This is a genomic window from Agromyces cucurbitae, from assembly GCF_058349945.1.
This window is the reverse complement of record NZ_JBYRES010000004.1, coordinates 118905-131402: the sequence shown is the minus strand read 5'-3', so window position 1 is coordinate 131402 and position 12498 is coordinate 118905. Positions and strand designations below refer to the sequence as shown.

Annotated in this window: 12 protein-coding genes; 8 read left to right on the top strand and 4 right to left on the bottom strand. The window is 71.6% G+C overall.

The genetic code is table 11. From position 1 onward, the window contains the following. Window positions 1-204: 204 nt before the first annotated feature. Window positions 205-1668 carry an aspartate ammonia-lyase gene (locus AC3RJ6_RS15230; RefSeq protein WP_491427942.1) on the top strand — a complete coding sequence of 488 codons (1464 nt, stop codon included), beginning with the start codon at window positions 205-207 and terminating at the stop codon, window positions 1666-1668. Between the two features lie 89 nt (window positions 1669-1757). Here AC3RJ6_RS15230 and AC3RJ6_RS15225 read toward each other — a convergent pair whose 3' ends face one another. Next, window positions 1758-2180, bottom strand: coding sequence for a MarR family winged helix-turn-helix transcriptional regulator (locus AC3RJ6_RS15225; protein WP_491427941.1), 423 nt, complete (start codon window positions 2178-2180; stop codon window positions 1758-1760). Between the two features lie 86 nt (window positions 2181-2266). Between AC3RJ6_RS15225 and AC3RJ6_RS15220 the strand changes: the two genes are divergently transcribed. Then, window positions 2267-3184: an alpha/beta hydrolase gene (locus tag AC3RJ6_RS15220; protein WP_491427939.1), complete on the top strand. Its 918-nt coding sequence runs from the start codon at window positions 2267-2269 to the stop codon at window positions 3182-3184. Between the two features lie 20 nt (window positions 3185-3204). Here the strand turns inward: AC3RJ6_RS15220 and AC3RJ6_RS15215 are convergent, their stop codons facing one another. From AC3RJ6_RS15215 to AC3RJ6_RS15205, 3 genes are all read right to left on the bottom strand, one after another. Beyond that, entirely contained in the window at window positions 3205-4080 is an 876-nt protein-coding gene (locus tag AC3RJ6_RS15215; RefSeq protein WP_491427938.1) for a fumarylacetoacetate hydrolase family protein, read from the bottom strand. Between the two features lie 277 nt (window positions 4081-4357). Beyond that, window positions 4358-5125 (bottom strand): SDR family NAD(P)-dependent oxidoreductase, encoded by a 768-nt coding sequence (locus AC3RJ6_RS15210; RefSeq protein WP_491427937.1) that lies wholly within the window; start codon window positions 5123-5125, stop codon window positions 4358-4360. Window positions 5126-5171: 46 nt separating this feature from the next. Beyond that, complete coding sequence (locus AC3RJ6_RS15205; RefSeq protein ID WP_491427936.1) at window positions 5172-6020, bottom strand: fumarylacetoacetate hydrolase family protein; 849 nt, start codon at window positions 6018-6020, stop codon at window positions 5172-5174. A gap of 146 nt (window positions 6021-6166) precedes the next feature. On the opposite strand from AC3RJ6_RS15205, the gene AC3RJ6_RS15200 reads away from it, so the two are divergent. The 6 genes from AC3RJ6_RS15200 to AC3RJ6_RS15175 all read left to right on the top strand — a co-directional run bounded on the left by AC3RJ6_RS15200 (window position 6167) and on the right by AC3RJ6_RS15175 (window position 12407). Further along, the gene (locus AC3RJ6_RS15200; RefSeq protein WP_491427935.1) at window positions 6167-7483 is read left to right on the top strand and encodes an L-fuconate dehydratase; all 1317 of its coding nucleotides are present in this window, start codon (window positions 6167-6169) and stop codon (window positions 7481-7483) included. Then, window positions 7480-8445, top strand: coding sequence for an aldo/keto reductase (locus tag AC3RJ6_RS15195; protein WP_491427933.1), 966 nt, complete (start codon window positions 7480-7482; stop codon window positions 8443-8445). Before AC3RJ6_RS15200 ends, AC3RJ6_RS15195 begins: the two co-directional genes overlap by 4 nt. Beyond that, window positions 8442-9284 (top strand): amidohydrolase family protein, encoded by an 843-nt coding sequence (locus tag AC3RJ6_RS15190; protein WP_491427932.1) that lies wholly within the window; start codon window positions 8442-8444, stop codon window positions 9282-9284. The genes AC3RJ6_RS15195 and AC3RJ6_RS15190 overlap by 4 nt, the downstream gene beginning before the upstream one ends. A gap of 116 nt (window positions 9285-9400) precedes the next feature. After that, window positions 9401-9841, top strand: a complete 441-nt coding sequence (locus AC3RJ6_RS15185; protein WP_491427931.1) for an RbsD/FucU family protein — start codon at window positions 9401-9403, stop codon at window positions 9839-9841. Next, the gene (locus AC3RJ6_RS15180; RefSeq protein ID WP_491427930.1) at window positions 9838-11364 is read left to right on the top strand and encodes a sugar ABC transporter ATP-binding protein; all 1527 of its coding nucleotides are present in this window, start codon (window positions 9838-9840) and stop codon (window positions 11362-11364) included. The genes AC3RJ6_RS15185 and AC3RJ6_RS15180 overlap by 4 nt, the downstream gene beginning before the upstream one ends. Beyond that, window positions 11361-12407, top strand: coding sequence for an ABC transporter permease (locus tag AC3RJ6_RS15175; RefSeq protein ID WP_491427928.1), 1047 nt, complete (start codon window positions 11361-11363; stop codon window positions 12405-12407). The genes AC3RJ6_RS15180 and AC3RJ6_RS15175 overlap by 4 nt, the downstream gene beginning before the upstream one ends. Window positions 12408-12498 lie beyond the last annotated feature (91 nt).

Here is a 12498-nt window from a genome sequence, read left to right as displayed (position 1 = left end):
CCGTGCGTCGGGCGCCACCCCGCGGTCCGGGCAGAGCGTCCCGACGGCGGCCGCGGTCCGGACGCCTCGATGCCGGAAGCGGCATGGCCCGAACGGTAGGCTCGAGGGGACGATTGCGCGGCGATCCCGCGCTCACCAGAGGCAAGGGAGCCGGCCCGGCGCGTCGATCCCCGGCGTGCGGCACGGCTCCGTGGAGGAAACGAGATGCACGAGCCCGCTCCGACCGAGGCGACCCGCACCGAGACCGATTCGCTCGGCTCGGTCGAGGTTCCGGCCGACGCCTACTGGGGGGTGCACACGAAGCGCGCGCTCGAGAACTTCCCGATCTCCAAGCGCCCCATCTCGGTCTATCCCGAACTCGTCGTGGCGCTCGCCTCGGTGAAGCAGGCGGCTGCCCGCGCGAACCGGCAGGTGGGCGTGCTCACGCCGCAGAAGGCGGCGTGGATCGACGAGGCGTGCCAGCGCATCATCGACGGCGAGCTGCACGACCAGTTCATCGTCGGCGTCATCCAGGGCGGCGCGGGCACCTCGACGAACATGAACGCGAACGAGGTCATCGCGAACCTCGCGCTCGAGATCGCCGGCTACGCCAAGGGTCGCTACGACGTGATCCACCCGATCGACGACGTCAACCGCAGCCAGTCGACGAACGACACGTACCCGACGGCGGTCAAGATCGCCATGGCGTTCTCGCTGCGCACGATGCTCGTCGAGCTCGACCTGCTGCGCATCGCCTTCAGCAAGAAGGGCCGCGAGTTCCACGAGGTCCTGAAGGTCGGACGCACCCAGCTGCAGGACGCCGTGCCGATGACCCTCGGCCAGGAGTTCCACGGATTCGCGACGACCCTCGGCGAAGACATCGACCGCCTCCGCGAGACGATCAAGCTGCTCGGCGAGGTCAACCTCGGCGCCACCGCGATCGGCACCGGCATCACGGCCGATCCCGGCTACGCGGCATCCGTCGTCGAGCACCTGAGCGCGATCACCGAGCTGCGTCTCGAGACCGCGCCCGACCTCATCGAGGCGACGAGCGACACGGGCGTGTTCATGACGTTCTCGAGCGCCCTCAAGCGCAGTGCCATCAAGCTCTCGAAGATCTGCAACGACCTGCGCCTCCTGTCGTCGGGCCCGCAGGCCGGCCTCGGCGAGATCAACCTGCCGCCGATGCAGGCCGGATCGTCGATCATGCCGGGCAAAGTCAACCCGGTCATCCCCGAGGCCGTCAGCCAGGTCGCCTACTCGGTCGCCGGCGCCGACGTGACCGTCATGATGGCGGCCGAGAGCGGACAGCTGCAGCTCAACGCCTTCGAGCCGGTCATCGCGCACTCGCTGCTGCAGTCGATCACGTGGATGCGCCAGGCCTGCTGGACGCTCCGGGTCAACTGCGTCGACGGCATCACCGCCAACACCGACCGTCTCGAGCAGATGGTCGCGTCGAGCGTCGGCGTCATCACCGCGCTCATCCCGTTCATCGGCTACAGCGAGGCGGCGAAGCTCGCGAAGCTCGCGCTCGCGACGGGCCGGCCCGTCGCCGACCTCGTCGTCGAGGCGGGGCTCATGAGCCGCGACGAGGTCGTCGCGCAGCTGCAGCCGTCGAAGCTGTCGGGCATCCGGCCGATCACGACGGTCATCCCCGTGCAGCACCTGCAGGGCGAACCGCACGAGTGATGCGGATGCCTCGGGGCCGGCGTCGAGCGGACGTCGGCCCCGAGGCATCCCCGGTCGGTCGAACGGGCCGCGCGGCGCGGCGGGCCCGGTCAGTCGAACGTGCCGCGCAGCGCGGTGAGCCCGGTCGCGAGCGCGCGTCGCCCGCCCGCGTCGATCGAGCCGAGCCGGCCGTCGACCGCGGCGCGGACGAACGGCGTCGCCCGGGCGAGCAGTTCGTCGCCCGCATCCGTCAGGGTGATGATCGACGATCGTCGGTCAGCGGGGTTGGCCACCCGGCGAGCCCAGCCGTCGCGCTCGAGTCGATCGACCGACTTGCTGACCGCGCCGACCGTGATGCCGATCTCGCGCACGATGTCCTGCACTCGGCAGCCGTCGACCGAGTCGATCACCTGCAGCACGTCGTAGCTCGCCATGTGCACGCCGTGCTCGGCGAAGAGGTCGCCGTCGAGCTGCTCGAACCAGCGCGTCTCGGCGCGTACGAGGTCGAAGAACAGGGCGAGACCGTCAGACATGATGCATTCCCAAGAAATAGATTGACAGGAATTAAATTACACGTACTATTGATTCCAAGTAATCAATCTACGGCAGGAGGCCGGGGATGTCACGCATCGAGTTCGACCGACTGAGCGAGTCCTATGCGGCGTCGCGCTTCGCGCCCGACGCGAGCGTCGCCGAGATGCGCGCCGCGTTCGCCGCGGGCGCCGTGCCGCCGCCGTCGGGGTTCGCCACCCGCGACATCGTGCTCGGCGGACGCCCCGCGATCGAGCTCGTGCCCGGCGGCGGGGGAGCCGGCGCGCTGCTCTACCTCCACGGCGGGGGTTATGTGATCGGGTCGGCCACGACCGGCGTCGGCATGGCTGCGGCGCTCGCCGCGCGTACGGGCACGACCGCCTACTCCCTCGACTACCGGCTCGCGCCCGAGCATCGCTTTCCGACGCCCGTCGACGACGCCGTCGCCGCCTACCGGCAGCTGCTCGACCGGGTCGACGCCCGAGGACTCGTCGTCGCGGGCGACTCGGCGGGCGGCGGCCTCGCGATCGCGATGCTCGTCGCCGCTCGTGACGAGGGGCTCGAGCTGCCGGCGGCGGTGGCGGTGTTCTCGCCGTGGGCCGACCTCAGCCTGAGCGGCGACTCGTTCGCCGATCGGGCGGGCGACGACCCGCTGTTCAGCCAGGACGACGTGCGCGGCTACGCGCGCCGGTACCTGCCCGAGTCGGGTGCGGCCGAGGCCGCCGTCTCGCCGCTCGCGAGCCCGGTCTTCGCGAGCCTGCGCGGTCTGCCGCCCATGCTCGTGCAGGCGGGCACCCGGGAGCTCCTGCTCGACGACGCCGTGCGGCTCGCCGCGAACGCGGCGCGCGACGACGTCGAGGTCGTCTTCGAGGCGGCGGCCAGGGCGCCGCACAACTACCAGACGTCGCTCGATGCGCTCGAGGCCGCCGCTGCCGCGCTCGACCGCGCGGGGGAGTTCCTCGGGCGCCGGCTCCGTGCGCATCGGTCGGGCGCGGCCGCGGCCTGAGGCCGGCCGCGGCGACGGGGTCAGATCACGCGGCAGTGCGTCGTGAGCGACCCGATGCCGCCGATCGACACGGTGACGGTCGAGCCGTCCTGCAGGAAGACCTGCGGGTTGCGCGAGTAGCCCGCGCCGCCCGGGCTGCCGGTCGAGATGAGCGTGCCGGCCGGAATGGTCGCCGAGCGCGAGAGGTACGCGATGATCTCGGCGACGCTGCGGACCATGTCGCCCGTCGACGCGTCCTGCAGGATGCGTCCGTCGAGGTTCGTGGTGAGCCACAGGTCCTGCGGGTCGGCGACCTCGTCGGCGGTGACGACGACGGGCCCGGTGGGCGTGAAGCCGTCGAACGACTTGCAGCGCGACCACTGCGCCTCGGAGAACTGGATGTCGCGGGCCGTGATGTCGTTGACCACGGTGTAGCCCCACACGTAGTCGAGGGCGTCGCGCTCGTGCACGCCCCGTGCGGGGCGGCCGATGATGACGCCGAGCTCGGCCTCGTAGTCGACCTGGTGCGTGAGGTCCTCGGGCCAGGTCGTCGTCGCGCCGTGGGCGGTGAGCGAGTTCGGCCAGAGGGCGAAGATGGTCGGCGCCGTCTCGTGCCGGAGCTTCAGCTCCTGCGAGTGCGCCGCGTAGTTGGCGCCGATCGCGAGGATGTGCGGCGGTCGCAGCACCGCGGAGGAGTGGCGGAGCTCGCTCACGGGGGTCAGCGCAGCGCCCGCCTCGAGTGCCGCGTCGACGGCGACGCGCACCTCGGCGAGGCCCTCGGGCCCGCGCTCGATGAGGTCTTGCAGGTCGCGGGGGGAGCGCTCGAGCACCTCGTCGAGGAAGAGTGCCGCTTCGGCGACCACCACCGCGAGCCGAGGGGTCGATTGGCCTTCAGCTCTCAGGTGCGCGAACTTCACCCGTCCACGCTATCGCGCTGGTCGGCGGGATCGTTTGTCGAGATGTACAAGTCGACGGTGTCGACCTTCCACGAAGGCGACAGTCGAATTCCGCCTGGCGAAAGGATCGCGCCTGCGAGCGGCCGCTTCGACCCTTCCCGGGGTGCGTTTCCGACCCGATCGGGATGCTCCGGGGCATCCCGATGACGAGAAGCACACCTCCGGACCGGGGCCGACGGTGAGACCGGGTGCGGCGTGCACCGAGGGCGCGCCCGGGTGACGAGCGCGGCGGCGCGGATCAGGCCGGCCGCAGCCGCAGCTGCTGCATGCCGCCGTCGACGGCGAGCTCGACCCCGGTCGTCGAACCCGAGGCGGGGCTCGCGAGGTAGGCGACCGCAGCGGCGACCTCGTCGGCGGCGACGAGTCGGCCGTGCGGCTGGCGCGCCTCGAGGGCGGCGCGCTCGGCGGCGGGGTCGGGTGCCTGCGCGAGCAGTCGGCCCACCCAGGGCGTGTCGGCCGTGCCCGGGTTGACGGCGTTCACGCGGATGCCCTCGCGGAGGTGGTCGGCGGCCATCGCGCGTGTGAGGGCGGAGACGGCCCCCTTGCTCGCGCTGTAGAGTGCGCGCTCGGGAAGGCCGGCGGTCGCCGCGATCGACGAGGTGTTCACGATCGCGGCCGCGGGTGACCGGCGCAGGTGCGGGAGCGCGGCCCTGGCGACGCGCATCATGCCGAGCACGTTGACGTCGAGCACGCGGTGCCACTCGTCGTCGGCGTTCGACTCGATCGTTCCCTGCGCACCGATGCCGGCGTTGTTCACGACGATGTCGAGCCGGCCGAGCTCGGCGACGACGCGGTCGACCCCGGCGCGCACGCTCGCGTCGTCGGCGATGTCGACGGCGACGGCGAGGTCGGCGTCGGCGCCCTCGGGGCGCAGGTCGAACACCGCGACGCGAGCGCCGCCGCGGCGGAGGCGGTCGGTGATCGCGGCGCCGATGCCCGACGCACCGCCCGTCACGACGGCGACGAGGCCGTCGAACTCATCGGGCCCGATCGGCTGCTGGCTCATGTTCGCTCCTTGGAGGTCGTTTCAGTGGTGGAGGAGTGGTTCGCGATCAGGCGGCGACGTACCGTTGGCGCTGCCGGCCGAGCCCGTCGATCTCGAGCTCGACGACGTCGCCCGCGCGGAGGTAGGGGAACCGCCCCGAGAGCGCGACGCCCTCGGGGGTGCCCGTGAGCACGAGGTCGCCGGGCTCGAGCGCGAGGTACTGGCTGAGCTCGTGCACGATCGTGTCGATGCCGAAGATGAGGTCGGCCGTGCGCGAGTCCTGGCGCGGCTCGCCGTTCACGAAGCTGCGCAGGCGCACGTCGTCGGCGTCGAGCTCGTCGGGGGTCGCGAGCCACGGGCCGGTCGGGCAGAACCCCGGCGCGCTCTTGCCCTTCGACCACTGCCCGCCCGAGACCGCGAGCTGCCAGTCGCGCTCCGAGAGGTCGTTGACGGTCACGAACCCCGCGATGTGCCCGCGGGCCTCGGCGGGCGACGCCAGTCGGCTCGCGCGCCGCCCGATGACGATGCCGAGCTCGACCTCCCAGTCGGTCTTCTCGCTCCCCGGGGGGATCGTCACGTCGTCGTGCGGTCCGATGACGGTGTTCGGCGACTTCATGAACATCACGAGCTGCTTCGGCGGCTCGGAGCCCGACTCCGCGGCGTGCGCCGCGTAGTTCATGCCGATGCAGTACACGGCGCTCGGCCGGGCGATCGGCGAACCGATGCGCAGCGCCTCGGCACCCGGCAGCTCGCGCAGCTCGCCCGCCGCGAGGGCCGCCGTGGCGCGTTCGGGACCCGACCCCTCGAAGAACGCACCGTCGACGTCATCGGTGACGGGGCGCAGGTCGAGCACGCGGTCGCCGTCGAGCAGCGCGGGGATCTCGGAGCCGGCGGGGCCGAGGCGGGCGAATCTCATGCGGGTGGTCCTTCCGGTCACGGTGCGCGAACATCTGAAGTATTCGCGAAAGCCTGTGGTGAATCATGGCGATTCTCGCACACTCCGGGACAGTTGACATCCGAGACATCCGATGTTTATGCTCAGACCGCCCACGAAAGGACGCCATGAGCAGGATCGTCAGTGTCGACACCCGGGATATCCGGTTCCCGACCTCACTCGAACTCGACGGGTCGGATGCGATGAACCCCGACCCCGACTACTCGGCCGCCTACCTCGTCATCCGCACCGATGCGGCCGACGGGCTCGCCGGTCACGCCTTCGTCTTCACGATCGGCCGCGGCAACGACGTGCAGGTCGCTGCGCTCGATGCGCTGCGCGGCCACCTCGTCGGCCGCGACGTCGAGGCGCTCCTCGACGACATGGGCGGTGCGTGGCGCCTCCTCGCGCACGACTCGCAGCTGCGCTGGCTCGGCCCCGAGAAGGGCGTCATGCACATGGCGATCGGCGCCGCCCTCAACGCCCTGTGGGACCTCAAGGCCAAGCGCGCCGGCCTGCCGCTCTGGCAGCTGCTCGCCGGGCTCAGCCCCGAAGAGCTCGTCGCGCTCATCGACTTCCGCTACATCTCCGACGCCGTCACCCCGGCCGAGGCGCTCGAGCTGTTCCGCGCAGCCGAGCCCGGCCGGGCCGAGCGCACCGCGAAGCTGCTCGAGGCGGGGTACCCGGCCTACACCACGACGCCCGGCTGGCTCGGCTACTCCGACGAGAAGCTCGAGCGGCTCTGCCGCGAGGCGGTCGCCGACGGCTACCCGCAGATCAAGCTCAAGGTCGGCGCCTCGCTCGACGACGACGTGCGTCGGCTCGGCATCGCCCGCGCGGCGGTCGGCGAGCACTTCCCGATCGCGATCGACGCGAACCAGCGCTGGGGCGTCGACGAGGCGATCGAATGGGTCCGCGCGCTCGCCCCGTTCGACCTCGCCTGGATCGAGGAGCCCACGAGCCCCGACGACATCCTCGGCCACGCCGCCATCGCCCGCGGCGTCGCGCCCGTGCGCGTCGCGACGGGCGAGCACGTGCAGAACCGCATCGTGTTCAAGCAGCTGCTGCAGGCCGAGGGCATGCACGTCATGCAGATCGACGCGGCACGGGTCGGCGGGGTCAACGAGAACCTCGCGAACCTCGTGCTCGCCGCCAAGTTCGGCGTGCCGGTCTGCCCCCACGCCGGCGGCGTCGGACTCTGCGAGGCCGTGCAGCACCTCTCGATGTTCGACTACGTCGCCCTCTCGGGCAGCATGGAGGGGCGCATGATCGAATTCGTCGACCACCTCCACGAGCACTTCGTGGTGCCCGCCGTCGTCGAACGCGGCAGGTACCGCACGCCCACCGCACCCGGTGCCGGCACCGAGATGCGCGCCGCGTCGATCGACCGGTACACGTGGCGCGGATCGCACGTCGTCGACGACGCCAGCGGGGTGCCGGTATGAGCCCCGCGCCCGTCCTCGACCGACTCGGCCCGCTCGGCTACGGGGCGGCCCCGATCGGCAACCTGTACCGCGCGGTGGCCGACGCCGACGCCGAGGCGGCGCTCGACGCGGCCTGGGCGGGCGGCATCCGGTACTACGACACGGCGCCGCATTACGGGCTCGGGCTCTCCGAGCGCCGGCTCGGCGCGTTCCTGCGCGACCGGCCGCGCGACGAGTTCGTCGTGTCGACGAAGGTCGGCCGCGTGCTCGAGCCGAACCCCGACTACGCGGGCGGCGACGACCTCGCCCACGAGTTCGCGGTGCCCGATCGACTCGTGCGCCGCTTCGATCCGAGCGAGGCGGGCGTGCGCCGCAGCCTCGAGGAGTCGCTCGAACGGCTCGGCCTCGATCGCATCGACATCGCCTACCTCCACGACCCCGATGTCTACGACCTCGACCGCGGACTCGCCGAGGGCCTGCCCGCGCTCGCCCGCCTGCGCGACGAGGGGCTGGTCGGCGCGATCGGCATCGGCACGAACAGCGCGGATGCCGCGGCGCGCGCCGTCCGCGAGGGCGACCTCGACCTCGTCATGATCGCGGGGCGCTACACGCTGCTCGAGCAGCCCGCGCTCGCCGACCTGCTGCCGCTCTGCGTGGAGCGCGGCGTCGGCGTGGTCGCCGCGGCCGTGTTCAACTCGGGCCTGCTCGCGACCGCCTCGCCCGACGCCGGCGCCCGCTACGACTACGGGGCCGTGCCCGACGACGTGCTCGCCCGCGCGCGGCGCCTCGCCGAGGCGTGCGCGGCCGAGGGCGTCGAGCTTCCCGTCGCGGCCATCCGGTACCCGCTCCGCCATCCGGCGGTGCGCACCGTCGTGGTCGGGTCCGCCCGTGCCGCGAGCGTCGAGGAGAACGTGGCGCGGTTCGCGTCGCCGGTGCCCGACGGCTTCTGGGCGCGGCTCGCCGAACAGGGGCTCATCCCATGACCGGCCGGCCGGGCACGATCGACGCCCATCTGCACCTCTGGAACCGCGCGGTGAGCGACTACTCGTGGATCACACCCGAGCTCGGTCCGCTCGACGACGACTTCGGCCCCGATCGGGCGCGCGCGGAGCTCGACGCGGCGGGCATCGACCGTGCGATCCTCGTCCAGGCCGAGGACTCGGCGGTCGACACGCGCTTCATGCTCGACGTGGCGGCCGCGAACGACTGGGTGGCGGGCGTGGTCGGCTGGGTGCCGCTCGACGACACGCGCGCAGCGGTCGCCGCGCTCGACGCGCTCGCGGCGGAACCCCGGCTCCGAGGCATCCGGCACCTCGTGCACGACGACCCGCGCGACGACTTCCTCGACCTGCCGGCCGTGCGCGCATCGCTCGCCGAGGTCGCGGCCCGCGGCCTGGCCTTCGACGTGCCCGATGCGTGGCCGCGGCACCTCGGCGGCGCTCGCCGCGTCGCCGCCGCCCTGCCCGAGCTCACCGTCGTGATCGACCACCTCGCGAAGCCGCCGCTCGGGCGTGACGACTACGACGCGTGGCGGCGCGCGCTCGCCGCGGTCGCCGAGCTGCCCAACACGGTCGCGAAGTTCTCGGGCCTGCACCTGCCGGGCGTCGCGTTCGGCGAGGCCTCGGTGCGACCGCTGCTGGAGCTCGCGCTCGACGAGTTCGGCGCCGACCGGCTCATGTACGGTGGCGACTGGCCGATGTCGGTCCCGCACGGCGGCTACCAGCCGACGTGGCGCGTGATGCGCGGATGCATCGACGAACTGGCGCCCGCCGAGGCGGCGGCGGTGCTGGGCGGCACCGCAGAGCGGGTGTATCGCCGATGAATAATCAGATCTCTGTGCGGTTTTCACCACGGAATCACAACGATCCGCGCTGAACGGTTCTGAAACATCGGATGAGTGGATACACTCATCCCACATCTCAAGGAAGAGAGGCTCACGTGCTGAGTGGTATTGACCCGATCCTCGCCGGCGACCTGCTCGCCGAGCTCGATCGGCTCGGCCACGGCGACGAGCTCGTCGTCGCCGATGCGAACTTCCCGGCGCACCGGGTGGGTACGACCGTCGTCGAGGCGCCCGGCTCCGCGGCGCCGCGGGTCGTCGAGGCGATCCGCACGGTCGTGCCGCTCGACGGCCACGAGGGCGCATCGGTGCTGCTCATGACGGCGGCCGGCGGCGAGCGGCTCGACGTGCAGCACGAGCTCGTGACCGCCGCGGCCGCCCCGGCCGACCGCGTCGGCGAGCTCGAGCGGTTCGCCTTCTACGAGCGGGCGGCCGGCGCACGCCTCATCGTCCGCACGGGCGAGCTGCGCCCGTACGGCAACGTCATCCTGCGCAAGGGCGTCGTGAACGCGTACGAGCCGAAGGGGGCGGCGCGATGACCGCGGCCACCGGCGCGCTCCTCGAGGTCGAGGGCGTCAGCAAGGGCTTCCCCGGCGTGCAGGCGCTCGCCGACGTGCAGCTCGAGCTGCGCCACGGCGAGGTGCTCGCCCTGGTCGGCGAGAACGGCGCCGGCAAGTCGACGCTCATGAAGCTGCTCGCCGGCATCTACACCCCCGACTCGGGCACGTTCCGGCTCAACGGCGAGGAGCTCGCGATCGAGGGGCCGCGTCACGCGCAGGAGCTCGGCATCTCGATCATCCACCAGGAGTTCAACCTCATGCCCGACCTCACGGTCGCGCAGAACATCTTCATCGGCCGCGAAGAGCGCCAGGCGGGGCTGTTCCTCGACGACCGGGCCCTCAACCGCCGCGCGCAGCAGCTGTTCGACCGGCTCGGCCTCGCGCTCGACCCGGCCGAGCGCGTCGAACGCCTGACCGTCGCCCGCCAGCAGATGGTCGAGATCGCCAAGGCGCTCTCGTTCGACGCCAAGGTGCTCATCATGGACGAGCCGACGGCGGCGCTCAACGACGCCGAGGTCGACGTGCTGTTCGGGCTCATCGAGCGGTTTCGCACGCCCGAGACGGGCGTCATCTACATCTCCCACCGCATGGAGGAGCTCGCCCGCATCTCCGACCGCATCAGCGTGCTGCGCGACGGCCGCTACGTCGGCACCCGCGTCACGGCCGAGACCGAACCGCGCGAGGTCATCTCGCTCATGGTCGGGCGCGAGATCAAGGGCGAGCAACGGCCGGCCCCGCGGCAGCCCTCGGGCGAGCCCGTCCTCTCGGTCCGCGGGCTCTCGACCAAGCACCTGCTGCGCGACGTCGGGTTCGACGTGTACCCGGGCGAGATCCTCGGCTTCGCCGGGCTCATGGGCGCCGGGCGCACCGAGGTCGCCCGCGCGGTCGTCGGGGCCGATCGTCGGGAGTCCGGGGAGATCCGCCTCCACGGCAGGCCGGTCGACATCGCCAACCCCGCCGAGGCGGCGCGTCTCGGCATCGGGTACCTCTCGGAGGACCGCAAGCAGCTCGGCGTGCTCCTCGAGCGCAGCGTGCGCGAGAACATCGTGCTCTCGTCGCTGCGCGAGTACGCCTCCGGGCTCGGGTTCGTCCGCGACCGGCGCATCGAGGCGACGGGGCGCGAGTACGTCGAGAAGCTCCGCATCAAGACCCCCTCGACCGCGCAGCTCGTGCAGAACCTCTCGGGCGGCAACCAGCAGAAGGTCGTCATCGCGAAGTGGCTCGTGAAGGACTGCGACGTGCTCATCTTCGACGAGCCGACGCGCGGCATCGACGTCGGGGCGAAGGAGGAGATCTACGCGCTGCTCCGGCGGCTCGCCGACGAGGGCAAGGCCATCGTCATGATCTCGTCCGAGCTGCCCGAGGTGCTGCGGCTCTCCGACCGCATCGCCGTCATGGCCGAAGGCCGGCTCACCGCCGTGCTCGACAACGCCGAGGCCACCCAGGAGAACCTCATGGACTACGCAACCCGATTCTCAAGCGAAGGAACGATCGCACGATGAGCCCGACCACGACGAAACCGGAATCCGGCCGCGCCGACGCGGCCACGCCGTCGACGAGCGCCTACGCCGCGATCGACGCCGGCAAGCCCCGCATGGCGTGGCTGCGGGGGTCGCTGCAGCAGCTGCTCGCCTTCGCGAGCCTCATCGTCATCGTCGCGGTGTTCTCGTTCGCGAGCCCGCACTTCTTCACCGCCAACAACCTCGTCTCGATCCTCACGGCCGCCACCGTCACGGGCATCCTGGCCCTCGGTACGACGTTCGTCATCATCACGGGCGGCATCGACCTCTCGATCGGCACGGGCATGGTCTTGTGCGGCGTCATGGCCGGCGTCTTCCTCACCTACCTGGGCTGGCCGCTCTGGGCCGGCGTGACCGCGACGATCCTGTTCGGCGCGCTCATCGGGCTCGTGAACGGTGTGAACGTCTCCGTGCTCGGCATCCCGCCGTTCATCGCGACGCTCGGCATGATGCTCATCGCCGCGGGACTGTCGCTCGTGATCTCGGGCACGAAGCCGATCTACTTCTCGGAGACCCCCGAGTTCCAGTCGATCATGAACCTGTCGATCATCCCGGGCATGCGGTTCCCGCTCGGCGTCGCGATCTTCATCGTCATGATCATCATCGCGGCGGTGCTGCTGTCGAAGACGATCCTCGGCCGCTACACCTTCTCGATCGGCTCGAACGAGGCGGCGACCGCGCTCTCGGGCGTGAACGTGCGGCGGTGGAAGATCATCATCTACACGCTCGCCGGCCTCTTCGTCGGACTCGCCGGCGTGCTCAGCGCCTCGCGCCTCTCGTCGGCGCAGCCGACGGGCGGAATGGGGCTCGAGCTCGAGGCCATCGCCGCGGTCGTGATCGGCGGCACGTCCCTCCAGGGCGGCAAGGGCTCGATCGTCGGCACCGTGATCGGCGCCCTCATCATGGCCGTGCTGACGAACGGCCTGCGCATCATCTCGGTGCCGCAGGAGTGGCAGTCGGTCGCGGTCGGCATCGTCATCCTCGTCGCCGTCTACCTCGACATGCTCCGGCGCAGGCGCGCCTGAGCAGCACGCCGCCGAGGCATCCGCCCGACACCGGAGCCCCGCGGCGCCCCACCCGCATCCCAACCCCCAACCAGTACCACCTGCACCACCG

Bases quoted from the DNA above. Each gene is read 5' to 3' on its own strand.
- AC3RJ6_RS15230 (WP_491427942.1), top strand. From the start codon at position 205: ATGCACGAGCCCGCTCCGACCGAGGCGACCCGCACCGAGACCGATTCG.
- AC3RJ6_RS15225 (WP_491427941.1), bottom strand. From the start codon at position 2,180: ATGTCTGACGGTCTCGCCCTGTTCTTCGACCTCGTACGCGCCGAGACG.
- AC3RJ6_RS15220 (WP_491427939.1), top strand. From the start codon at position 2,267: ATGTCACGCATCGAGTTCGACCGACTGAGCGAGTCCTATGCGGCGTCG.
- AC3RJ6_RS15210 (WP_491427937.1), bottom strand. From the start codon at position 5,125: ATGAGCCAGCAGCCGATCGGGCCCGATGAGTTCGACGGCCTCGTCGCC.
- AC3RJ6_RS15205 (WP_491427936.1), bottom strand. From the start codon at position 6,020: ATGAGATTCGCCCGCCTCGGCCCCGCCGGCTCCGAGATCCCCGCGCTG.
- AC3RJ6_RS15200 (WP_491427935.1), top strand. From the start codon at position 6,167: ATGAGCAGGATCGTCAGTGTCGACACCCGGGATATCCGGTTCCCGACC.
- AC3RJ6_RS15195 (WP_491427933.1), top strand. From the start codon at position 7,480: ATGAGCCCCGCGCCCGTCCTCGACCGACTCGGCCCGCTCGGCTACGGG.
- AC3RJ6_RS15190 (WP_491427932.1), top strand. From the start codon at position 8,442: ATGACCGGCCGGCCGGGCACGATCGACGCCCATCTGCACCTCTGGAAC.
- AC3RJ6_RS15180 (WP_491427930.1), top strand. From the start codon at position 9,838: ATGACCGCGGCCACCGGCGCGCTCCTCGAGGTCGAGGGCGTCAGCAAG.
- AC3RJ6_RS15175 (WP_491427928.1), top strand. From the start codon at position 11,361: ATGAGCCCGACCACGACGAAACCGGAATCCGGCCGCGCCGACGCGGCC.